This window comes from Streptomyces sp. NPDC023527 (assembly GCF_055560115.1).
The window spans coordinates 41,221-63,621 of the sequence record NZ_JBVHJJ010000016.1 but is presented as its reverse complement, the minus strand read 5'-3'; the positions used below and the strand labels follow the sequence as shown (position 1 = coordinate 63,621).

23 protein-coding genes and 1 riboswitch are annotated in these 22,401 nt (G+C 69.6%); of the genes, 11 read left to right on the top strand and 12 right to left on the bottom strand.

Features of this window, described 5'->3' with window-relative positions:
- Window positions 1-6: 6 nt before the first annotated feature.
- Window positions 7-267, bottom strand: a complete 261-nt coding sequence (locus ACZ303_RS27965) for a DUF397 domain-containing protein (RefSeq protein ID WP_467343236.1) — start codon at window positions 265-267, stop codon at window positions 7-9.
- 9 nt (window positions 268-276) lie between these two features.
- Window positions 277-1,146 carry a helix-turn-helix domain-containing protein gene (locus ACZ303_RS27960; RefSeq protein ID WP_467343235.1) on the bottom strand — a complete coding sequence of 290 codons (870 nt, stop codon included), beginning with the start codon at window positions 1,144-1,146 and terminating at the stop codon, window positions 277-279.
- Window positions 1,147-1,403: 257 nt separating this feature from the next.
- Between ACZ303_RS27960 and ACZ303_RS27955 the strand changes: the two genes are divergently transcribed.
- The gene (locus ACZ303_RS27955) at window positions 1,404-1,841 is read left to right on the top strand and encodes an ATP-binding protein (protein ID WP_467343234.1); all 438 of its coding nucleotides are present in this window, start codon (window positions 1,404-1,406) and stop codon (window positions 1,839-1,841) included.
- Window positions 1,842-1,917: 76 nt separating this feature from the next.
- Here ACZ303_RS27955 and ACZ303_RS27950 read toward each other — a convergent pair whose 3' ends face one another.
- From ACZ303_RS27950 to ACZ303_RS27940, 3 genes are all read right to left on the bottom strand, one after another.
- The gene (locus ACZ303_RS27950; protein ID WP_467343233.1) at window positions 1,918-2,388 is read right to left on the bottom strand and encodes a C40 family peptidase; all 471 of its coding nucleotides are present in this window, start codon (window positions 2,386-2,388) and stop codon (window positions 1,918-1,920) included.
- 5 nt (window positions 2,389-2,393) lie between these two features.
- Window positions 2,394-2,567: riboswitch (cyclic di-AMP (ydaO/yuaA leader) on the bottom strand.
- 290 nt (window positions 2,568-2,857) lie between these two features.
- Entirely contained in the window at window positions 2,858-3,196 is a 339-nt protein-coding gene (locus ACZ303_RS27945) for a hypothetical protein (protein WP_467343232.1), read from the bottom strand.
- A 6-nt stretch (window positions 3,197-3,202) separates the two neighbouring features.
- Window positions 3,203-3,838, bottom strand: coding sequence for an ATP-dependent Clp protease proteolytic subunit (locus tag ACZ303_RS27940; protein ID WP_467343231.1), 636 nt, complete (start codon window positions 3,836-3,838; stop codon window positions 3,203-3,205).
- A gap of 55 nt (window positions 3,839-3,893) precedes the next feature.
- Here ACZ303_RS27940 and ACZ303_RS27935 point away from each other — a divergent pair, with 55 nt between their 5' ends.
- From ACZ303_RS27935 to ACZ303_RS27900, 8 genes are all read left to right on the top strand, one after another.
- A complete protein-coding gene (locus ACZ303_RS27935; RefSeq protein WP_467343230.1) occupies window positions 3,894-4,184 on the top strand; it encodes a type II toxin-antitoxin system Phd/YefM family antitoxin in 291 nt (96 codons plus the stop codon).
- Window positions 4,185-4,376: 192 nt separating this feature from the next.
- On the top strand, window positions 4,377-4,679 hold the full coding sequence (locus ACZ303_RS27930; RefSeq protein ID WP_467343229.1) for an urease subunit gamma: 303 nt from the start codon (window positions 4,377-4,379) through the stop codon (window positions 4,677-4,679).
- Between the two features lie 16 nt (window positions 4,680-4,695).
- Window positions 4,696-5,007: an urease subunit beta gene (locus ACZ303_RS27925; protein WP_467343228.1), complete on the top strand. Its 312-nt coding sequence runs from the start codon at window positions 4,696-4,698 to the stop codon at window positions 5,005-5,007.
- 16 nt (window positions 5,008-5,023) lie between these two features.
- Window positions 5,024-6,745, top strand: a complete 1,722-nt coding sequence (locus tag ACZ303_RS27920; RefSeq protein WP_467343340.1) for an urease subunit alpha — start codon at window positions 5,024-5,026, stop codon at window positions 6,743-6,745.
- Window positions 6,746-6,878: 133 nt separating this feature from the next.
- Window positions 6,879-7,538: an urease accessory protein UreF gene (locus ACZ303_RS27915; protein WP_467343339.1), complete on the top strand. Its 660-nt coding sequence runs from the start codon at window positions 6,879-6,881 to the stop codon at window positions 7,536-7,538.
- 39 nt (window positions 7,539-7,577) lie between these two features.
- Complete coding sequence (gene ureG / locus ACZ303_RS27910; protein ID WP_467343227.1) at window positions 7,578-8,288, top strand: urease accessory protein UreG; 711 nt, start codon at window positions 7,578-7,580, stop codon at window positions 8,286-8,288.
- The gene (locus ACZ303_RS27905) at window positions 8,285-9,070 is read left to right on the top strand and encodes an urease accessory protein UreD (protein ID WP_467343226.1); all 786 of its coding nucleotides are present in this window, start codon (window positions 8,285-8,287) and stop codon (window positions 9,068-9,070) included. Before ureG ends, ACZ303_RS27905 begins: the two co-directional genes overlap by 4 nt.
- Window positions 9,071-9,244: 174 nt before the next feature.
- Window positions 9,245-10,843 (top strand): alpha/beta hydrolase, encoded by a 1,599-nt coding sequence (locus ACZ303_RS27900; protein WP_467343225.1) that lies wholly within the window; start codon window positions 9,245-9,247, stop codon window positions 10,841-10,843.
- Between the two features lie 86 nt (window positions 10,844-10,929).
- On the opposite strand, the gene ACZ303_RS27895 is transcribed toward ACZ303_RS27900, so the two are convergent.
- The gene (locus ACZ303_RS27895; protein ID WP_467343224.1) at window positions 10,930-11,352 is read right to left on the bottom strand and encodes a DUF6415 family natural product biosynthesis protein; all 423 of its coding nucleotides are present in this window, start codon (window positions 11,350-11,352) and stop codon (window positions 10,930-10,932) included.
- Between the two features lie 92 nt (window positions 11,353-11,444).
- Between ACZ303_RS27895 and ACZ303_RS27890 the strand changes: the two genes are divergently transcribed.
- A complete protein-coding gene (locus ACZ303_RS27890) occupies window positions 11,445-12,293 on the top strand; it encodes a helix-turn-helix domain-containing protein (RefSeq protein WP_467343223.1) in 849 nt (282 codons plus the stop codon).
- 17 nt (window positions 12,294-12,310) lie between these two features.
- Entirely contained in the window at window positions 12,311-12,895 is a 585-nt protein-coding gene (gene cyaB, locus ACZ303_RS27885; protein ID WP_467343222.1) for a class IV adenylate cyclase, read from the top strand.
- Window positions 12,896-12,998: 103 nt separating this feature from the next.
- Here the strand turns inward: cyaB and ACZ303_RS27880 are convergent, their stop codons facing one another.
- The 6 genes from ACZ303_RS27880 to ACZ303_RS27855 all read right to left on the bottom strand — a co-directional run bounded on the left by ACZ303_RS27880 (window position 12,999) and on the right by ACZ303_RS27855 (window position 22,360).
- On the bottom strand, window positions 12,999-14,099 hold the full coding sequence (locus ACZ303_RS27880; RefSeq protein ID WP_467343221.1) for an FAD-dependent oxidoreductase: 1,101 nt from the start codon (window positions 14,097-14,099) through the stop codon (window positions 12,999-13,001).
- Between the two features lie 397 nt (window positions 14,100-14,496).
- Window positions 14,497-15,672 carry an extracellular catalytic domain type 1 short-chain-length polyhydroxyalkanoate depolymerase gene (locus ACZ303_RS27875; RefSeq protein WP_467343220.1) on the bottom strand — a complete coding sequence of 392 codons (1,176 nt, stop codon included), beginning with the start codon at window positions 15,670-15,672 and terminating at the stop codon, window positions 14,497-14,499.
- A 727-nt stretch (window positions 15,673-16,399) separates the two neighbouring features.
- Window positions 16,400-18,364: a helix-turn-helix domain-containing protein gene (locus tag ACZ303_RS27870; RefSeq protein WP_467343219.1), complete on the bottom strand. Its 1,965-nt coding sequence runs from the start codon at window positions 18,362-18,364 to the stop codon at window positions 16,400-16,402.
- A gap of 128 nt (window positions 18,365-18,492) precedes the next feature.
- Window positions 18,493-19,893 carry an MFS transporter gene (locus ACZ303_RS27865; protein ID WP_467343218.1) on the bottom strand — a complete coding sequence of 467 codons (1,401 nt, stop codon included), beginning with the start codon at window positions 19,891-19,893 and terminating at the stop codon, window positions 18,493-18,495.
- 65 nt (window positions 19,894-19,958) lie between these two features.
- On the bottom strand, window positions 19,959-20,765 hold the full coding sequence (locus ACZ303_RS27860) for a 3-hydroxybutyrate dehydrogenase (protein ID WP_467343338.1): 807 nt from the start codon (window positions 20,763-20,765) through the stop codon (window positions 19,959-19,961).
- Between the two features lie 170 nt (window positions 20,766-20,935).
- Window positions 20,936-22,360, bottom strand: a complete 1,425-nt coding sequence (locus ACZ303_RS27855) for a 3-hydroxybutyrate oligomer hydrolase family protein (protein WP_467343217.1) — start codon at window positions 22,358-22,360, stop codon at window positions 20,936-20,938.
- Between the last annotated feature and the right edge of the window lie 41 nt (window positions 22,361-22,401).

The following is a 22,401-nucleotide window of genomic DNA, read 5'->3' as shown; positions in this document are numbered from 1 at the left end:
CTCAGTTCACAGGGCGGACCGCTCGAAGGAGTCGTCGAGCGGAGGGAACGTCCCGTCGCCCAGTCCTCCGACGAACGAGGACCAGGCGGCGGGGGTGAACAGAAGAACGGGGCCGGCCGTGCGCTTGGAGTCGCGCACGGCGACGACCTCTGGGGCCGGACCGGATGTCTCCACGCAGTTGTTCATTCCGGTGCTGTAGCTGCTGCGTCGCCATACTGCGCCGCGCAGGGCTGCCGCGGAAGGTACGTACCGAGGCATTGCGGACATGGTGCCTCCTTACGCGCCGTCGTTGATCCCGGCGATGAATTCCAACGAGTCCTCGTGCGAGAGGGCGTGCGTCCGCAGCTTGGTGAACGCCGCGCCGTACGCCCGGAGGTCTTCTTTCCGCTCCAAGTAGAGGCTACTCGTCAAGTGGTCGAGAACAACCACATCCAGATCAGCAATGCGCGGAAATGAGAAAATAACAAAAGACCCGGTGATGCCGATGTGGCCGCTGCTGGAGAACGGCAGGACGTGCAGCCGCACATGCCGCTGCGCACCGGTCTCCACCAGGTGTCGCAACTGACCTGCCATGACCTCCCGTCCGCCCACCTCATGGCGGAGCACGGCCTCGTCCAGCACCGCGCACAACTCCAGTGGCTTCTCGCCCCGCAGTACCGACTGCCGCGCCATGCGCACCCGCACCAGCTCCTCGACCTGCTCCGGCGGCGGGTCGTCGAGCGCCGCCCGGGTCACCGCCCGGGCGTAGGCGGGGGTCTGCAGCAGCCCCGGGACGACGGCGGTCTCCAGGGTGCTGAGCCGCGACGCCTCCGACTCCAGGCTGATGAAGTCCAGGTAGGCGGGCGGCAGCAGATTGCGGTAGGCGTACCACCAGCCGCGCCGCCCCCCTTCCGCGTCGGCCGTCCCCGCGCCGCACAGCGCGCCCAGCAGGGCGCGCAGCTCCGGGTCCGCCACCTTGTAGGCGTCCAGCAGTAAGGCCACGTCGGACGATTTCACGCCGCTGCTGCCGGTCTCGATCCGGCTGACCTTCGACTGGTGCCAGCCCACCGCGCGGGCGGCGTCCAGGCTGGTCAGCCCGGCGAGCTCGCGCTGACGACGCAGCTCCGCGCCGAGTTTGCGGCGGCGCACCGCGGGTCCGTATCGCATCAGCCCTCCCGACCGCCCGAGGTGAACACCTACACGTCAGTGTCAATAGACCAGTGTGCCGCCCAAATGCGTTCCTGTGTCGTAGAGTTCACCGCTTCGAGCGACAGATATATGCATATCTCGGTGGATCGCTCTCTTCACTGCTGTTATCAGTGGCACTCTGTCGCGATAGAGCCGTCCGGGACCGTTCTCGACTTCGGTGGGCGATGTGCCGCGAAACGTCGACAGTCCGGTCCCGGTGGGAAAGGGACACTGCCATGGCAGACCACCAAGAAGCCGCCGTCACTCTGCCGAGCGCCCCCGCCTCGGTCTCCACGGCCCGCCGCTATGTCGCCGATGTGCTGGCCGATTGGGGGCTGCCGGGCGGTACGGACGCCGCCGAGACCGTGCGCCTGATCGTCTCCGAGCTCGCCACCAACGCCGTGCAGCACACCCGTGGACAGTCGCCCACCTTCACCGTGGACATCCACCTCGACCGGGACCGGCACCTGCGCATCGGCGTCACGGACAGTCACCCCCGCTTTCCGAGCCGGCTGCCCGCGGCCGTCCAGCAGGACAACGGCAGGGGTCTGGTCATCATCCGCTGCCTGACCGCCGAGCACGGTGGGCGGCTCTTCTTCACGCCTACCGCGGACGGCGGCAAGACCGTGTGGATCTCGCTGCCGTGGACCGTGCCGGTCGGCGCGGAGCACTGAGATACCGGCGCGGCCCCCCGCATGGCGTGCGGGGGGCCCGGACGGTGGCGCGTCGTCGACTTCCCTGCCGCGAGGCTCAGTTCACCCGGCCGTACAGGACGCTGTTGGTCCAGATCCGCTCCAGGCGGACGACGGAGCCGGTCTTGGGCGCGTGCCAGATCCTGCCGTCACCGGCGTATATCCCGACGTGGTAGATGCCGCGCCCGGAGACGAAGAACACCAGGTCGCCGCGGGTACGGGCGGAACGGGAGATGTGGCGGGTGCCGTTGTACTGCTGGGCGGCGGTGCGGGGCAGGGACTTGCCGGCCCGCTTGAAGGAATAGAGCGTCAGGCCCGAGCAGTCGAAGCGGTACGGACCGGTGGCGCCCCACTGATAGGGGGAGCCCTGCTTGGAGGCCGCGATGCGCAGTGCCGTGGTCGAGACGGACGAGGCCTGAGCGTCGGTCGCCCCGCCCGGCACCAGCACCGTGGCGCCGACGGCGGCGAGAGTGAGAGCCGAGGCCGCGCCGGCCTTCGACAGCTTTGACGGACGTTTGTGCGCGCCCATGGTGCCAACCCTTCGTCAGCCGCCTGTGAAGGATGACCTGTCGGGTTCGGGCAGGCGAAGGTTGCCCGGCCGTCGCAACGGCTTCACCCCAAGGGCCGACCGCACTACTCTGGTCGTCCCACCGTGCTTGGGTCCTCCATCCCCACCGATGCGTACGGTCGACCCGGCATCCAGACAGCGGCGGGGTTCGGCGTCCGCCTGGACCGCCCCGCCGGGATGGCGGGGTCTTGTCGTCGACGGGATCTTGGCGCAGCCCTGGTACGGATTCCGAGCGGATCCAGAGGTATGTGAGGCTGATCACTTCTGGGCAATTCCGCTGGACACGGAGCGAATTGACCATATCGGCGTGCCCTTGTTGAGCCCCTGGCCTGCGGCCCGTCCCCGCCGCTCCGGCGCGGCGTGCGTGCCCGGTTGAAATCGATCACCGCGCACCGTCTACGCCGCCGTCCGGCGTCTGCGGGAGCGGTGTTTATTCGCTCGCCGACCCCTGGTCCGTAGGTGCGGGCGGGAGTGTGAGCGGGACAGTGACCCGGTGCGCCCGCCGCTCCCCGTCCAGAACGAGCATCGCCCGCGTCAGGGTGCCCGCGTGCATCTCCCGTTCGCCGCGTTCGTACATGACTGCGAGCGCGTCGCGCAGCTCACCGGCGGCGACGACCAAGGTCTGCGCCGCCCGTAGCCCGCTGTACGTGCCGTGCGCGCGGGCCGGATTGATCCGGCCCAGGAGATCCAGTACGTGCAGATAGCAGTCGACCACTTCGCCCTCGGCGCGCGTCAGGGCGGGCAGCGGCGGCAGTTCGGGTGGCAGCACGGCGGATCACCTCGCGGAGAGGGGGGTGCCCTGCTGCTTGCGGCTGGAGGTGAGCCGGTCGACGAGCCCGTAGGCCAGCGCGCCCTCGGCGTCGAAGATCTTGTCGCGCTCGATGTCGCGCCGGATCCGCTCCGCGCTCTGCCCGGTGTGCCGGACCAGCATCTCCTCAAGAGTGTCCCGGGTCCGCAGCAACTCCGCGGCCTGGATGCCCAGATCCGTCACCTGCCCCTGGATCGGCTCGGCCAGGGAGGGCTGGTGGATCAGCACCCGGGCGTTCGGCAGCGCCAGCCGCTTGCCCGGTGTGCCGGCCGCGAGCAGCACGGCGGCCGAGGACGCGGCCTGCCCGAGACAGATCGTCTCCACGTCGCAGCCGACATAGCGCATCGTGTCGTAAATGGCGGTCATCGCGGAGACCGAACCGCCGGGGGAGTTGATGTAGAGCGAGATGTCGCTGTCGGGCGCCGCGTGCTCCAGGTACATGAACTGCGCGATGACGTCGTTGGCGGCGGCGTCGTCGACCGGCGTGCCGAGGAAGACGATCCGCTCGGAGAGCAGCTTGGAGTAGGGATCCATGGAGCGGGTCCCGTAGCTGGTGCGCTCGGTGAACACCGGCAGGACGTGACGGGCCGTGGCGTGGGTCATCGCTGCTCCCTGCGTAGAAAATGTACAGGATGTACATCTCGTTAGAATGGTGAGCATGGCCTATGAAATTCCTGTGACGCAAGCCCGAGCCGAGCTCGCGGACCTGATCAACCGCGTCGTCTACGGCGGTGAGCGCGTGGTCGTCACCCGCCACGGCAAGCCGCTCGTGGCCCTGGTTTCCGCCGCTGACCTGCAAAAACTCGAAGCGGAGGAGACGGTGGCGGAGGAGCAGGTGATCAGCACGGTCTCCACTGTGCGGCCCCTGTCGTCCGCTCCCGGCGAACGGAGCCGGTTCGGCATCGCCGCCCGGCACCGGGGGACCGACGGCCGGCGCGGGGAGAGCTGAGCGGTCCGACGTCTCCCGCCCCACCTCCGGCCATGGGTGCGCAAAGAGCCAGTTAACGCGTTGGAAAAGGTTGCGCTCTAATCTGCAATCCCTGGCCGTCCTGAGAAGAACCCCAGGTCAACAGTGTGTAGAACACAGGTGTGTACCTGGTGTGTTCGACCGGGTTACCTGGCTCTCCAGTGAGGTGGACGCATGCAACTCTCCCCGCACGAGCAGGAACGCCTGCTCCTCCATGTGGCCGCCGACGTCGCCGAGAAGCGGCGGGCCCGCGGGCTGCTGCTCAACCATCCCGAGGCGGTGGCGCTGATCACCGTGCACATCCTCGAAGGCGCCCGTGACGGCCGCACCGTCGCCGAGCTGATGTCGTCCGGACGCAAGGTGCTCACCCGTGCCGAGGTCATGCGGGGCATACCCGAGATGATCCACGAGGTACAGGTCGAGGCCACCTTCCCGGACGGTACGAAGCTCGTCACCGTCCACGAGCCCATCGGCTGACGGGGGAGACGCCGCCGTGATCCCCGGAGAGATCCTGACCGCCGCCGAGCCCGTACGCCTCAACCAGGGGTTGCCGCGCACCCGGCTCACCGTCCTCAACGCCGCCGACCGGCCCGTACAGGTCGGCTCGCACTACCACTTCGCCGAGGCCAACCCCGGCCTCGTCTTCGACCGCGCCGCCGCGCACGGCAAGCGGCTGTCCATCGCCGCGGGCACCGCCGTCCGCTTCGAGCCCGGCCTCCCCGTCGAGGTCGACCTCGTGCCCATCGGCGGCAAGCGTGTCGTGGAAGGGCTGCGCGGCGAGTGCGGAGGGCCGCTCGATGACTGACCCGACGGCCGACCCGATGGGCGCGATGAGCCGCGCCGCCTACGCGGAGCTGTACGGACCGACCGCCGGCGACCGGATCCGCCTCGCCGACACCGATCTCCTCGTCGAGATCGAGGAGGACCGCTGCGGCGGCCCCGGACACGCCGGCGACGAGGCGGTCTTCGGCGGTGGCAAGGTCATCCGCGAGTCGATGGGCCAGTCCCGGGTCACCCGCGCCGAGGGCGCCCCCGACACCGTCATCACCGGCGCCGTCGTCCTCGACCACTGGGGGATCGTCAAGGCCGACATCGGCATCCGGGACGGCCGGATCACCGGCGTCGGCAAGGCCGGCAACCCCGACACCATGGACGGCGTCCACCCCGACCTCGTCATCGGCCCCGAGACCGAGGTCATCGCCGGCAACGGCAAGATCCTCACCGCCGGAGCCGTCGACGCCCACGTCCACTTCATCTGCCCCCGGCTCGTCGACGAGGCCCTCGCCTCCGGCGTCACCACCCTCGTCGGCGGCGGCACCGGCCCGGCCGAGGGCAGCAAGGCCACCACCATCACCCCCGGCTCCTGGCACCTCGCCCGGATGTTCGAGGCGATGGAGGGCTATCCCGTCAACATCGGCCTGCTCGGCAAGGGCAACACCGTCTCGTACGACTCGATGCGCGCCCAGCTGCGCGCGGGAGCCGTCGGCTTCAAGATCCACGAGGACTGGGGCGCGACACCGGCCGCGATCGACGCCTGCCTGGCGGTGTGCGAGGAGAGCGGCGCCCAGCTCGCCATCCACACCGACACCCTCAACGAGGCCGGGTTCGTCGGCGACACCCTCGCGGCCATCGCCGGCCGCTCCATCCACGCCTACCACACCGAGGGCGCGGGCGGCGGGCACGCGCCCGACATCATCACCGTCGTCTCCGAGGCGAACGTCCTGCCCAGCTCGACCAACCCCACCCGCCCGCACACCGTCAACACCGTCGACGAGCACCTCGACATGCTGATGGTCTGTCACCACCTCAACCCGGCCGTCCCCGAGGACCTCGCGTTCGCCGAGTCCCGGATCCGGCCCGGCACCATCGCCGCCGAGGACGTGCTGCACGACCTCGGCGCGATATCGATCATCTCCTCCGACTCCCAGGCCATGGGCCGCATCGGCGAGGTCGTCCTGCGCACCTGGCAGACGGCCCACGTCATGAAGCGACGGCGTGGCGCCCTGCCGGGCGACGGGCCCGCGGACAACCGGCGGGCGCGCCGTTATGTCGCCAAATACACCATCAATCCGGCCGTCGCCCAGGGCCTCGACCATGAGATCGGCTCCGTCGAGACGGGCAAGCTCGCCGATCTCGTGCTGTGGGAACCGGCGTTCTTCGGGGTCCGGCCGCAGCTGGTGATCAAGGGCGGCCAGATCGCGTACGCGCAGATGGGCGACGCCAACGCCTCCATCCCCACGCCCCAGCCGGTCCTGCCGCGCCCCATGTTCGGCGGCGTCGGACGGGCCCCGGCCGCCAACTCCCTCAACTTCACCACCCAGTGGGCCCTGGACGACGGCCTGCCCGAACGGCTCGGCCTCGGCAAGCGATTCGTACCCATCCGCTCCACGCGCGGCGTCACCAAGGCGGACATGCGGTGCAACGACGCCCGTCCCCGGGTGGAGGTCGACCCGGACACCTTCACCGTCACCATCGACGGCGACGTCGTCGATCCGCGGCCGGTGGCGGAACTGCCGATGGCCCAGCGGTACTTCCTCTTCTGATGGGGGCGTTCTGATGGGGGCCCTGGATATGGCCGTGACCGCCTCGGCAACGGCGCCGGTGGCCGGCCCGGCCGCCGCCCCCGCGAGTGCCTCCCCGCCCGTCCCCACGCCCACCCCCGCCGCCCGGGCCGCGTTGCTCGTGCTCGCCGACGGCCGGTTCCCCGCCGGCGGGCACGCGCACTCCGGTGGGGCCGAGGCGGCCGTGAAGGCGGGGCGGGTCCGGGACGGCGCCACACTGGAGGAGTTCTGCCGGGGTCGGCTGCACACCGCCGGGCTGACCTCGGCCGGTCTGGCCGCCGCCGCGGCCGCCGGCCTGGACCCGCTCGAACTCGACGCCGCCGCCGACGCCCGTACCCCCGCGCCCGCCCTGCGCGCCGCCGCCCGCCGCCTGGGCCGGCAGATGATGCGCGCCGCCCGCGCCGCCTGGCCCTCGCCCGAGCTGGACGCCCTCGCCGCGGCCCGGCCGCGCGGCGCCCATCAGCCGGTCGTCCTCGGCCTCGCCGCCCGCGCCGCCGGGCTCGGGCCGCTGGACGCCGCGTACGCCACCGTCTACGAGTCGGTCAGCGGTTCCGCCACCGCGGTCGTACGGCTGTTGAGCCTCGACCCGTTCGAGGCGACCGCCGTCCTGGCCCACCTCGCACCCGACCTCGACCGGATCGCCCAGCGTGCCGCCGAGGCCGCGCTCCAAGCCCTGCGGGAGGGCACGGACGCCCTCCCGGCGGCCTCCGCGCCGCTCCTGGACATCACCGCCGAACAGCACGCGGCCTGGCCGGTGCGGCTCTTCGCCTCCTAGCCCCAGCGGCTCGCGCCCCTCAGCAGATCGGAGACCTCCATGCACCTCGACCACACCGACACCACCTACCCCCACCGCCACACCTACAGCGCCGCCGACCCCCACCGCCCCGACGGCACCCGCCGCGCCCTGCGGATCGGCCTCGGCGGGCCCGTGGGCTCCGGGAAGACCGCGACCGTCGCCGCGCTCTGCCGACGACTGCGCGACCGGCTGTCCATCGCCGTCGTCACCAACGACATCTACACCCGCGAGGACGCCGAGTTCCTGCTGCGCAACGCCGTCCTGCCGCCGGAGCGCATCACGGCCGTCGAGACCGGCGCCTGCCCGCACACGGCGATCCGCGACGACATCTCCGCCAACCTCGAAGCCGTCGAGGACCTGGAGGCTGCGTTTTCTTCCTCGGGCGCCGGGCCCCTCGACCTCATCCTCGTCGAGTCCGGCGGCGACAACCTCACCGCCACCTTCTCCAAGGGCCTCGTCGACGCGCAGATCTTCGTCATCGATGTCGCCGGCGGCGACGACATCCCCCGCAAGGGCGGCCCCGGCGTCACCACCGCCGACCTCCTCGTCGTCAACAAGACCGACCTCGCCCCCTACGTCGGCGCCGACCTGGAGGGCATGGCCCGCGACGCCGGGGCCCAGCGCGGCGACCTCCCCGTCGTCTTCACCTCGCTCGCCGCCGAGGGCGGTGTGGCGCCCGTGGCGGACTGGGTGGGGGAGCGGCTCGCCGCCTGGACCGCCGCGCCATGACCGTTGCCGGTACCGGTTCCGGGGTACGGGCCGACGCCCGGATCGTCGCCGCCGCGGACGGCCGGGGCGGCACCGCGCTGCCCGTGCTCGACGGCGCGGGCCCCTTCGCGCTGCGCCGGCTGCGTCCGCACGGGCCGCGGGCGCGGGTCGCGCTCGTCGGCGCGATGAGCGCGCCGCTGGGCGGCGACGCCCTCGCCCTCACCGCCGAGGTCGGTGACGGCGCCGCCCTGACCTTCACCACCACGGCCGCCACCATCGCGCTGCCCGGCCGCACCGGCGCCCCGGCCACGTACGACATCCGGATCCGGGTCGGCGACGGTGCCACGCTGCACTGGCTGCCCGAGCCGCTGATCTCCGCGCGCGGCAGCGACCTGCGGACGACCACGCGCGTCGAGCTGGCCCCGACCGCGCGACTGGTGCTGCGCGAGGAGCAGATCCTCGGCCGCGCGGGGGAGCCGCCGGGGCGGCTGAGCGCCCGGCTGACCGTACGCCGCGCGGGCCGCCCGCTGTACGACCAGGAGCTTGCGTACGGGCCCGGGGCGCCCGGCTGGGACGGTGGCGCGGTCCTCGGCGGACACCGGGCCGTGGGCCAACTCCTCGTCGTCGACCCGGCCTTCGAGGAGGATCCGGTGGTGTCCCGGCCGCTGGGGCCCACCGCCGCCGTCATGCCGCTCGCCGGACCGGCGGCCGTGGTGGGCGCGGTCGCGCCGGACGGCCTGCTGCTGCGGAAAATGCTGGAAGTTGAGGCATTTACGTCGAATGTCGCCATGGAGCTCGCGTGATGCCGACGTGACGAGCGACACCACGCGTGTCGCCGAGCATGTCGTCATCCTTACGGATTAGTAAAGAACACCCGTACGACCTGTCCTTTGTGGCAAGGGAGACGGAAGGATCCGACCAGCAGTACTTGCGATCATCGCCGCCCCAAGCGGCGTATCCAGCAGGGGGATTCCTACGTGAGATCTACATCCATACTCGGCGCGGCCGGCACGGTCGTGACCGGCGTGCTGGTGGCCGGGTTCCTGACCGCCCCGGCAGCCAGCGCCGGTGAGCGCGTGCCGGGCGGCGCCGCCGAGGCGCGCGGTGTGCGCGTCGCCGCCGAGAAGGCGGCCAAGGCGGGAATCAAGTGGCAGGAATGTCCGGCCGATTGGGGCCTTGAGAAGCCCATCGAGTGCGGTTACGTCACGGTCCCCGTCGACTACACCAAGCCCAACGGCCGCACCATCAAGATCGCGGTGGACCGGGCCCGCTCCACCGGCACCGCCAAGGAGCGCCAGGGCGCCCTCGTCTACAACCCCGGCGGCCCCGGCGGCTCCGGCATGCGGTTCCCCAAGCGCATCACCACCAAGGCCCCGCTGTGGGCCAAGACCGCGAAGGCGTACGACTTCGTCGGCTTCGACCCGCGTGGCGTGGGCCACTCCGCGCCGATCTCCTGCGTCGACCCGCAGAAGTTCGTCGCCGCGCCCAAGGCCGACCCGGTGCCCGACAGCGAGGCCGACAAGCGCGCCCAGCGCAAGCTGGCCCGCGAGTACGCCGACGGCTGCGCCGCCCGCAGCGGCAGCCTGCTGCCGTACCTCACCACCCTCAACACCGCCCGTGACGTCGACGTCGTCCGCGCCGCGCTCGGTGAGAAGAAGCTCAACTACCTGGGCGTCTCCTACGGCACCTACCTCGGCGCCGTCTACGGCACCCTCTTCCCGAACCACGTCCGCCGCATGGTCGTCGACAGCGTCGTCAACCCCGCGCAGGACAACATCTGGTACGAGGCCAACCTGGAGCAGGACGTCGCCTTCGAGGGCCGCTTCAAGGACTGGGAGGCGTGGGTCGCCAAGTACGACTCCGTCTTCCACCTCGGCAACACCCAGGCCAAGGTCCAGAAGGGCTGGGAGAAGCTCCGGGCCACCGCCAAGAAGAAGCCCCTCGGCGGGGTCGTCGGCCCGGCCGAGCTGATCAACTTCTTCCAGGGCGCCGCGTACTACGACTCCTCCTGGGTGCCGGTCGCCGAGACCTGGAGCAAGTACGTCGCCGGTGACGAGAAGGCGCTGGTCGAGGCCGCCGGCCCGAACCTGTCCGACACGGCGGGCAACATCGCCGCCGAGAACGGCAACGCCGTCTACACCGCGGTCGAGTGCGCCGACGCCAAGTGGCCCACCAGCTGGAAGAAGTGGGACCGCGACAACACCCGCATCCACGAGAAGGCCCCGTTCATGACGTGGGCGAACGCCTGGATGAACCTCCCCTGCGCCACGTGGAAGGCCCCCCAGCAGAACCCGCTGGAGGTCACCACCCACAAGGGTCTGCCGCAGACCCTCATCGTGCAGTCCGACCGTGACGCCGCCACGCCGTACGTGGGCGCGGTCGAGCTCCACAAGCGTTTCCAGGGCTCCCGCCTGATCACCGAGAAGGGCGCCGGCTCGCACGGCGTCACGGGCCTCGTCAACCCCTGCATCAACTCGAGGGTCGACGCCTACCTCCTCGACGGCAAGGTCGACGCCAAGGACGTGACGTGCGCCCCGCACGCCACGCCTGAGCCGAAGGCCGCCGCGGCCAAGTAGCCGCGGGCCGACCACGAAGAGCCGCCCCCCGGTCCGCCATGGACCGGGGGGCGGCTCTTCGCTCGGGTGCTCGGTCCGCGTCGCCCTCACGCGTCATGAACGGGAGGGGCGGCTACCTCATGGTTGCCCCGTCCGGAGGCGACCTCATCAGGGTGCTTCCGCTCCGAGACGACAGGCTGTGGCCATTCGAGAAGCCGCCGGCAGTCGCGCGCGAGCTGGGCGACGTGGGCGATGTCGGACAGCGGGGCGCCGGTGAGGCCGTAGCGGGCGTGGTCGGCGATGTGGTCGAGGGTGGTCCGGTCGCGGCACCAGTCGAGGCTGCCGTGCCAGAGCTTGTCGACTCGCGCCCGGGCCTCCGGCAGCAACTGGTAGATGCCGTTGCGGAGATGGGCTTCGAGTGCGGGCAGCTCGTCACCTTCAGCCGGCTTGGACCGGAGCGCGAGGGCTTGGTCGATGTGCCGTTGGATGGTGGCCGAGTCGGGGCACGTGTGGATGGGTCTGCTGTTCACGCCCAAAGGTTCTTGGTGCGCCGGGGGTCGGCTCGATACCCAGTCGGTAATCTCACGGTGAGATGTACTTCCCTTGGCCGGCGGGGGCGCGGATGTCTACAGCACTGGTACCGATCGACCTGCCGGATTGGGCGTGGCAGCGGGCCGAGGTCAGACAGGCACTGCGGGCCCGGAACATGGGGGCGGTGTTCCGGCACGTGCAGCAGTACGGCGGGGCGAGCCAGGCCAGGATCGCCACGGCGGTCGGGATGACACAGGCCCGCGTCAACGAGATCATCAACGGCCGGCGGGAAGTAGCCCTGCTCGACGTCTACGAGCGGATCGCGGAGGGCCTCAGCCTGCCCGACGATGCCCGACACCTGCTCGGCCTGGCGGCGGGGCGGGAGGTCCGCAGCGGCGGGAAGGCGTTCGACCTGGCCGCCTTCCCTGAAGTGGTGCGGGTCTACCCGTCGCAGGCGTCCGCGGCCGAGGAGATCCAGCGGCAGGCACGCACCGCGGCGGAAGTGGACGTTCTCGCCGTGCGCGGCCTCGGCCTGGTCGGCCTGAACGACTCGCTGCTCCGTGGGCCCGTGATGGGCGGTGCCGAAGCGTCGTTGCGGGTTCGTGTGCTGCTACTCGACCCGGACACGCCGGCCCTTGCCAAGCGGGCGGCAGAGATCGGGGAATCCGCTGAGTCCATGGCGAGCGGGGTGCGGCTGGCCGAGGCCCGCCTGCGGGAGCTCACGGGGGCTTGCGACGTGCGGGTGTACCGCTACCGGATGCTTCCGACGTGGCGCATCATCCGACTCGACGCCACCATGTTCGTGTCCGCCTTCGACGTCGGGTGGGAAGGGCATGAGTCAGCGGTGTACAAGGTGATGGAGACATCGCACGGGCCTTTGTACCGGGGGTGCCGTCGCATGTTCGAGGCACTCGTCGAAGACGGAGAGCGCACTGTCTGAGAACGGGGGTACTGCTGGTGATCGAAGCTGAACTGAAGGCCAGGGTCCACGACCCGGAAGGTGTCATGCGGCGTCTCGACGAGCGGGCCACCGGGCGGGCGGAGGTCTACCAGGACACCTACTACGACGATCCGGGTGGCGCCCTGGGGAAGGGCGACCGCGAGCTTCGGGTGCGGACCGTGCACGGCCCGGATGGCACCCGGTCCGTCCTCACGTACAAGGGCGCACGGGTGGATGACGCGTCGGGTTCGAAGCCGGAGCACGAGACCGGCGTCGAAGACCCGGACGCGGTGCACGCCATGCTGCGCGGTCTCGGCTTCGTGCCCGCCATCGCCTTCGAGAAGCGGTGCCGGAACTACGCGTTCGACGCCCGTGGCCGAACGATGCTCGCGACCCTGGTACGGGTGCCGGAGATCGAGGGCACCTTCATCGAGCTGGAGACCCAGGCCGGCGAGGACGACGTACGGCCTGCCCTCGACGACATCCGGGCGGTCCTCGAAGAGCTGGGCATCACCGGCGCGGACCTGACCACCGAGCTGTACACGGATGCCGTTGCCGCGGGACGGCACACGCCGCAGCCGAAGGCCGCCGCGGCCAAGTAGCCGCGGGCTGACCACGAAGAGCCGCCCCCCGGTCCGCCATGGACCGGGGGGCGGCTCTTCGCTTGGGGGCTCGGTCCGCGTCGCCCTTACGTGATCATGTCGATCAGGCCGTGGCCGCGTGGTCACCGGAGAAGATCTCGGAGAGATCGACACCTTCAAAAGTGGCGTCCTCGGCGCTGCGAGGGAACATGGCCTGCTCGTACGCGGTGAGCGCGGCCTCGATGTCGTCGGGGTGCGCGGCGATGGCCTTGCCGAGTTCGGCGCCGTCGAGCATGGCCAGGTTGGCGCCTTCGCCGTTCGGGGCCGAGAGGTGGGCGGCGTCGCCGAGCAGCGTCACCCCCGGCACCCGGTCCCACCGGTGCCCGGTCGGCAGAGCGTGGAGGGGGCGCAGGACCGGCGCGATGTCGCTGTCGGTGATCAGCGCGGTGAGCTCCGGCGCCCAGCCGTCGAATTCCTGCGCGATCCGCGCGGTGGCCACGGCGGCATCGGTGAAATCGATGGCGGCGAACCATTCCCGCGGCTCGGACAGCCCCACGTAGGCGTGCAGAGTGTCGCCCCTTTCCCGGTGAGCGAAGATCTCCCTGCCCGGCGTGGGCACGATCATCGTCCCGCCGCCGACCGCTTTCGCGGCGGCCGGATGCCGGGTCTCGGCGTCGAACAGATAGGTCTCGACGACCGACTTGCCGACGTACTCGGGTGTGGCGCTGGAGAGCAACGGCCGGACCCGTGACCACGCGCCGTCCGCGCCGACCAGCAGGCTCGTGACGACGGTGCTGCCGTCGGCGAAGGCCACCTCGTGGCGCCCCCCGCCGAGGGGACGGGCGCTGCCGGCCTTGTGCCCCCAACGGACGGTGCCTGCCGGGAGCGAGTCGAGCAGGATCTGTCGCAGCTCGCCGCGTTGCACCTCGGGGCGTCCCCCCGTGCCGTCGTCGGCCTTGTCGAGCAGGACGGACCCGTTCCGGTCGAGGACCCGCATCGCCTGGCGGCCCTCCAGGACGATGGCGTGGAACTCGTCCATCAGGCCGGCCGCATTGAGGGCGAGCTGCCCGTTGTAGTCGTGGATGTCGAGCATCCCGCCCTGCGTGCGAGCCGTCGGGGAGGACTCCGCCTCGTAGATCGTGGCCGGGATTCCGTGGAGGTGCAGGACGCGGGCCAGCGCGAGTCCGCCGAGTCCGGCGCCGATGATCGTGACGGGGCTGTGCATGGTGGCTCCTTCGGCATCGGGGCCGCCCGGTGAACTCCGGCCGGCCGTCTCCGGAAAGGTGCCAAACCCCGCCGACGAGCCGCCGACAGTGGACCAACAACCTCCGACAGATGACCGACACCACGGCTCCGCCGCCGGTCATCTGAGGGTCGAGGCTTGCCCGTGTCCTTCTGGCCCCCTGCCGGCGGCAGCTCGGCCATGCAGGCGGCGTGTGTGGCGCCGAGGTAGCCACAGCCGATGACGGTGAGCAGGCGGCACGACTTCAAGCTGGAGGGTCAGCGGACTCGGTGCTCAGCAGGGGAGCCCGGTACCTCCCGCAGGGGGCCGCGGCAGCGCATGTCGCCGAGGAGGCTTTTCCTGAGCGCTATGCGCTGCCGCGGCCTTTGACCTTCGCAGGTCAGAGAGGCGAGCAAGCAGACTTATCTGTCCATCCCGACTCGCACTTGTAGAGAGTGAAGGGGGTGTTGTAGCCGTGGGTGACGCCCAGCTTGTTGTACTCATCCACTGTTACGCGCCCTGCAACGTAGTGGTCGGTCGCTGTGCCGTAGGCGGTGTCGGAATAGGGTGGGTGTGTGCTGGTGGGCGTCGGTGTCGGCGTGATCGTAGCGGTCGGGCTCGGCGTGGGGGAGGTGCTGTCGTCGATGCCCCAGAAGCGGACGAGGTAGTAGGGGGAGCAGATGTTGACATCCAGGATGTAGGCGCCAGCGGTGCCGCATTGGGTCGGTCCGGTGCCGGGGTCGACGGGCTGTCCATGTCCCATCCCGGTGATCTCATAAGTTTCTACCGTGCCGCCGTAGACCCGGTGGGGGTAGCCTCCGACCGTATCCGTGATGTCCGGTGTCTGATCGGTGCCGTTGACGTTGGTGAATTGCTCCATGAGCTCAGTGGCGTTCATGGGTTTGACGATGGTATCTGCGGTGCCCTGCCAGATCGCGACCTTGGGGCGCGGCCCGGAGTACGAGTAGGCTGCCCTGACTTTGTCTCCCCACTTCTGGGGGCTTTTGTCGACGCCGGGGCTCATGCACGTGTAGGCGGTGGATGCCGAGTTGGCGCAGCCGTAGGGCAGCCCAGCGATTATTCCTCCGCCCGAGAAGACCTCGGGGTAGGTTGCCAGCATGACAGCGGTCATCGCCCCGCCTGCCGAGAGCCCGCTGACGTAGGCGCTCGCCGAGCCGTTGTCCTGTTTCGTGCGGTCGACCATCTGTTTGATCGACAGCGCTTCTCCGGAGTCGCGTCGACTGTCAGCGGGCTCGAAGAAGTTAAAGCAGGAGCTTGAGTTGTTCGCCGATCGCTGCTGAGGGAAGACCACGGCGAACCTGTACGTGTCAGCCAGTTGCATCCAGCCGGTATTCACTGCGTAGGTCGAGGCGTCCTGGGTGCAGCCGTGAAGGGCGACCACGACAGGGCGTCCGTTGGGCAACCCTCGAGGCACGTAACGGAACATGCGCAGATTGCCCGGGTTGGATCCGAATCCCGTCACCTCTTGGGGAGTGGTCGCCGCGCGGGCCGGGCTGGACAGGGACACGACGGACAAGGCCGCGAGCAGCAGGACGACCAGTCCCGCGGTAAACACTGGGGCTGGTCGGCGACAAGCCGCGGATAGGAGATGGCGCACGGGGGACCTCCACGTTCGGCCTGGTGATGACGGTCATCACGGGGCTGTGTGGAGGCTAGGGGCGTAAGTGTCGCCTGCGCCCTGGGCGGTATCGCTACAATGCCGATCGCCCCAGTGGTGCCGAACCCCATGCGTGAACAGAACTGCCATGCGGCCACCGCTGGCGACCTGCCCTCCGTTGGGGTGGCGCCCACGTCGTCCGCGTCCTGAGCGGCAGGAACATCGTCAGCCGTCCACCTCCGTGGACACGTTGGCATGGCCGAGCCGACGGCCTGAGCGGGGGGCTCTCGTATGATCACCACGCCCAGCAGCACATCAAATCGTGCGCATCCCCTTTTGCGCGGTGAGCCGCACGGTTTGAGTTGCGGTCACTGGTCATGGCTAGCGATCCTGGAGAGGTGCCTACATGCGGTCGTAGGGCGCTCAGGGACGAGTCTGATCTACCGTCACGGTTGAAATGACATCGGGTCGCGGCCGTGGCAGCCACCCCCGGCTATATTCATCGGCAGTCCAGCGGAATGTGACTGCAACATGGCATGACCGGGCCGGCCGTCTGCGAGGCCGGCCACAGTGGGCGGAAGTCAACGCCCCGACTGAGTACTGGCCCTGACCGTCCCGTACGGGCAGTGCGAATCTCGGGGTATGGACAGCTTAGGTACGCGCGGTCGCGGCTGGCATACAGCGTTCACAACCCGGCGGAGGTGGGCGGTGTCGAGCTCGGGGGCGACTGTCCGCTCAGGCGGTGCAGCCTCAGAGCCACCTGCAGTTCCAAGGCTCTGGCGGGGCTGTTCCAGTCGGCGCCGAGGAGTTGTGCGACCCGGTCCAAGCGCTGCACAACGGTGTTGACGTGAACGTGCAAGGCGTCCTTGGCTTTGGACAGGCTTGCGCCGTGGGCGTAATAGGCGTCGAGGGTGTGGACCAACTCGGTGCCACGTTGCTGGTCGTATGCGATAACGGGGCCGAGGAAGCGCTGCACGAAACCGTCGAGGTTCGATCGGTCGCCGAGCAGGACACCGAGGAAGCCTAGTCCGGTCATGTCGCTGCCCTCTCCAGCGCGCCCCAGGGCGTGCAGGGCCTTGAGGCAGCGACTGGCTTCTGTGTATGCGGCGGGGAACTGGTCGGGGCCCGTGGCTGGTCCTGCAGACCCTACGGTGACGGGTGTCTTGGCGGCGTGGCTGAGATCCCGGGCCAGTTCCACGGCGAGTGCGCCGGGATCCGATGACGGCACGAGCAGGACGATGTGGCCGTCGTGGATCCCCGTGAGCCCGCTCAGCGAGCGGGCGCTTCGTACGGCTTGTGCGAACAGGTGGGAGCGGGGTTCGTTGTCGGTGTCCAGGGTGAGTACGGCGTGGGGCCGGGAGAGGTTGATGCCGAGTTTGCGAGCGCGGATGGTCAGGCTCGCGCTGTCGTGACCTCCCTCGAGTTGGTGGCAGGTGAGCAGGTCGTCGAGGAGTTCTCCGCGGACGCGGTCCTCGGCCTCGGCGACCGTGCGGCGTAGCAGCAGCAGGAGGGCGGCGACCAACGCTGCGCGTTCGAACAGACGGCGGTCGGCGTCGGTCAGGTTCGCGCGTCCGGTCAGGATGATGCTGCCGAGGAGTTCGGAGCCGGCCATCACGGCGCACACCCAGGTGCCGTCCACCGGGACGGCACGACCACCGGTGCGCGAAGCGGCGATGCCCTGAGGGGAGGGGGTGAGGGGCTCGGTGCCGGCCCGGGCCATTTCCGTGCCGTCGTTGTCGTGGAGGGCGAGGCCGCCGCCGAGCAGTGCGGCGATCTCGCGGACCAAGTCGTTAACGGTTGCGCCGCGCAGGACTAGGTCGGTGAGCCGGTCATGGGCGTCGGCGGCGCGTCGCAGCGCCGTGCTGTGGGCTCGGGCGGTTTCGTTGGCTGTGTTGAGGTCGACCAGGGCGGAGCGGGTTTCCTCCAGCATGCGTGCGCTGTCGATGGCGACGGCCGCGTGGTCGGCCAGGGAGGTGAGCAGCGCGATGGCTTCCGGCGGGAAGTCGCGGGTGGTGCGGTCCGCGGCGAAGAGCACGCCGATGACGCGTTTCCCCACGCGCAGTGGCACGCCGAGGATGCCGCGCAGCCCTTCTTCCAGCACTGCTTCGTCGATGGGCCGGGTGTGTCTGAAGCGGGTGTCGGCTTGGTAGTCGGCGCTGGTGTAGGGGCGGGCGGTCTGGGCGACCAGCCCGCCCAGGCCCTCTCCCATGCCGAGCCGCAGTTGTTGGAAGCGCGCTGAGACGGAGCCGTCGGTGACGCGCATAAAGGTGTCTTTGACGACGGGGTCGTTGAGGGAGAGGTAGGCGGCATCGGTTCCGAGCAGGGTTCTGGCCCGGTGGACGATGGCGCGCAGGACGGCGTCCAGGTCGCGCAGTGCCGCGAGGTCACTGGCGGTGTCGAAGAGTGCGGCCAGTTCCGCCTCGCGTTTGCGGTGCTGGTCGAGCGTGCGGCGAATTTCCAGCGCGATCTGTGTGGCGTCCGCCAAGATGGATCGCTCATCGGACGGGAGGTGCTCGATGGCGGTGCCGCGCGAGGGGTGGGTGAACTGCTCCGCGGGTGCGCCAGAGGCCAGCAGGGCGAGCAGTTGTCTGAGGGCCGCCATCGCACTGTATGCCGCTGCGAGGTATGTGCGGTCGCTCACAGTGGCCATGATGGCACTCCTTCTGGCCAGGCGGTCGCCGGACACGTGCGGGACGCGGCGCTGGGTGGCACGGTGCAGTCATTGTCTTGCCTGGTGCCCGAGGATCATTCCCGATCGGGCTGGGCGGGTGGAGCGGATTACGCCCTTTCTGATTCGGCGGGTGCGGGCGCCGGGCGGGGTGCTTGGTGAGTGGGGTCGTCCGTCGTGGCGAGGGTGAGGTCCCGGCCACGTGTTTCCCCGGCGAGGGCGACCGCGATGGTGCTGACGACTGCGGCGAGGCATAGGTACAGCGCGACGGGAGTGGCGGAGTCGTAGTCCTTGAGGAGGTCGACCGCGATGATCGGCGCCAAGGCGCCGGCGACGATGGAAGCGAGTTGGGAGCCCATGGAGGCACCGGAGTAGCGAACCTTCGTGTCGAACATCTCGGAGATGAAGGCGGCTTGCGGACCGTACATGGCTCCGTGCAGGAGCAGGCCGATGGTGACCGCGAGTGTGATGACGGCGAACGATTTGGTATCGAGCAGGGCGAAGAATGCGAAGGCCCACAGTGCCATGCCTACCGAGCCGATCAAGGTGACTGGCCTGCGTCCGATGCGGTCGGAGAGCGCGCCCCACAGGGGGATGGTGACGAAGTGGACGGCGGAGCCGATCAGGACGGCGTTCAGCGCGGTGCTCTTGGGCAGGCTTAGGTGGCCTGTGACGTAGACCAGGAGGAACGCGGTGAGGATGTAGTAGGAGATGTTCTCACCGAACCGGGTGCCGACGGCGGTGAGGACCTCTTTCCAGCTGCGGCGGAACACCTCGACCACCGGTGGCTTCTCCTCGATGCCGCGAGCGGCGTCGGCCTGTGTCTTGGCCTGGGCGGCCAGGAAGACAGGGGACTCGGAGACGGAGAGGCGAATCCACAAGCCGAGGAGGACCAGGACACCGGAGAGCAGAAAGGGGATGCGCCAGCCCCACGCGTTGAAGGATTCTTCCGACTGGACAGCGGCGAGCAAGGCGAGGACACCCGTGGCCAGAAGGTTGCCGCCCGGGGCCCCGGCCTGCGGCCAGGAAGCCCAGTAGCCGCGCTGCTTGTCACCGCCGTGCTCGGAGACGAGGAGGACCGCGCCGCCCCATTCGCCGCCCAGCGCGAAGCCTTGGATGAGGCGCAGCACGGTGAGCAGGATCGGCGCGCCAACGCCGAGCGTGCCATAGGTGGGCAGCAGGCCCATCGCGAAGGTGGCCCCGCCCATCATGAGCAGGCTGATGACGAGCAGCTTCTTACGCCCGATCTTGTCGCCGAAGTGCCCGAAGACGACGCCGCCGAGCGGCCTAGCGGCGAAACCGATCGCATAAGTGATGAAAGCGATCATGGTGCCGACGAGCGGGTCGGCGGTGGGGAAGAAGAGTGTGTTGAACACCAGCGCGGCAGCCGAGCCGTAGAGGAAGAAGTCGTACCACTCGATGGTGGTGCCGATCAGGCTCGCGCTGACGATCCGGGCGATGCCAGGAGAGCGTCCTGGCACAGTGGGGCCGGTGGCCGGGGCATCGGACATGTGTCACCAGTTTCGTATGCGGGGAAAGGACGGGAAAGACGCGGGTGGGACGTACGCTGCTCGGGTCAGTTCGCTGCCCAGCCACCGTCCAAGGGCAGCGAGGATCCCGTGATGTAGCTGGAGTGGGGTCCGCACAGCCACAAGACCGCGGCGGCCACCTCTTCGACCTCAAGCAGTCGTTTGACCGGAGTGCGTGCCAGCAGCACGTCGGACAGGACGTCGCCGGTACTGATGCCGTGGGCTACGGCTTGGTCCTGTATCTGGCCCTCGACCAGAGAGGTGCGGACGTAGCCCGGATTCACGCAGTTGCTGGTCACGCCGTGTGGGGCGCCCTCAACGGCGGTGACCTTGCTCAGACCCTCCAAGGCGTGCTTGGCGGCGACGTAGGCCGACTTGTACGCGCTGGCGCGCAGTCCGTGGACGCTGGAGATGTTGACCACCCGGCCCCATCCGGCCATGTACATGTGCGGCAGTACGCGCCGGATGAGCAGGAACGGGGCTGTGACCATCACCTGCTGCATGAGCGCGAAGCGCTCGGGCGGGAACTCGTGGAGCGCGGCGACGTGCTGCAGCCCTGCGTTGTTGACGAGGATGTCGATGTCAGCGGGCAGTGTGTCGATCACGTCTGGGTCAGCCAGGTCGGCGGTGTGTGCCACGCCCCCGATGGCATCGGCGGCTGTCTTGGCCTTCTTGGCGTCGAGGTCGACCACGTGGACTGTCGCGCCGGCGGCGCCGAGGGCGGCGGCGCATGCCAGACCGATGCCGCCGGCGCCGCCGGTCACCAGTGCGGTGCGTCCGGACAGGTCCACGCCGCGTGCGGCCGAGCTCGAGGACGTCTCTGGCAGTTGTGAGGGTGCAAATTCCCTGGTCATGGCCGGAAACAGTAGGGTCACGTCGCCAGCTCTCCTATGGGAACCAGCACCACAATGGCCCGTGCAGGGGTGGCGGACTCCCCTACATGCACACGCTGCGCCGGCCGCGTACCTGGACTCCCACAGCTCAGGCCCACCGCGAGACGTCGCTCGCGGTGGGCCGTGTGGTGTCAATGGCCGAGAGGGCAGGAGGTCAGGAGCGTGTCCGCGTTGGCGGTGGGCGGGCGGGGCACGGTGTGGCTTGCTGGAGGCATCTGGGAGTGGGCCAGCCACTCCTCCAGGGCGGTGAATGCGGAGCGGTGGCACGGGACGAGCGGCCGCAGCCGGTCGGGGAAGACGTCCGCCAAGGAGTCGGTGTGGGTGCCATCTTCGATGCGGTAGTAGCGGTGCAGCGCGCCGCGGCCTGCTTGGCGCACCATGCGGGTGTACACGTCGGAGTCCTGGCTGATGGGAAGCAGTACGTCCAGGGTTCCCTGGATGGTGATCAGGGGCTTTCCGATGCGGCCGGTCAGGGCGATCCGCTGCACAGCGCGGTGGACTTCCGCCGGGCGCGAGGCGTAGTCGTAGTCCGCGTCGCAGGCCGGACTTCCAGGGGCGCAGTACGGGGTGCCGGCTTCCGTCGGACCGTCGAAGCTGGGGTCGATTTCCTCTCGGTAGATGCGCTGGGTGAGATCCCAGTACACCTGGTCGTGGTACGGCCACAGGAACTCTGAACCGGCCGGGTACCCGGCCGCGTACATGGCTTGCCGTGCCTGTTCGGCGCTATGCCCAGACGCGTACGCGGGGTAATGGCGGAGGGCGGGCGGCAGGGATGTGAGCAGGTTCGGCCCGTCGGCGCGCCAGAGCGTGCCTTCCCAGTCCACCCCGCCGTCATACAGCTCAGGGTGGTTCTCCAACTGCCGGCGCACCAGGTAGCCGCCGTTGGACATCCCCGTGGCCAGGGTCCGCGCGGGCGGGCGATGGTAGCGCTGGGCGACCACGGCACGGCCCGCCCGGGTGAGCTGAGTCAGGCGCGTATTCCACTCGGCGATGGCGTCACCCGGCCGGTAGCCGTCGCGGTAGAAGGTCGGCCCGGTGTTGCCCTTGTCGGTGGCGGCGTAGGCATAGCCACGTGACAGGACCCAGTCGGAGATTGCCCGGTCGTTGGCGTACTGCTCCCGGTTGCCGGAGGTGCCCGTTACTACCAGGCCGCCGTTCCATCGGTCGGGCAGCCGGATGACGAACTGAGCGTCGTGATTCCAGCCATGGTTGGTATTGGTCGTAGAAGTGTCGGGGAAGTAGCCATCGATCTGGATACCCGGCACGCCGCTCGGGGTCGCGAGATCCTTCGGGGTCAGGCCCGCCCAGTCGGCCGGATCGGTGTGACCGGATTCTATGGTCCCTGCCGTGGTCAGCTCGTCCAGGCAGCTCGCCTGCTCGTACGCGGCGCCGGGCACTGTAAGTCGTGCCAGGCCAGTGCAGTGCCGGTCCCGCGCGACGCTCGCGCTGGAAGGCATGGCCGTCGCTGTCTGTGCGAGGGACAGCGAGATCATGAACAGGGTGACGAGGGTTGTGCGCACGCGTGGTCGCGCGCTCGTGGTGATGGGCTGAGCCATGAAGTACCTCCGTTTAGACGGGCGGAGGTTAGGCGGCCACA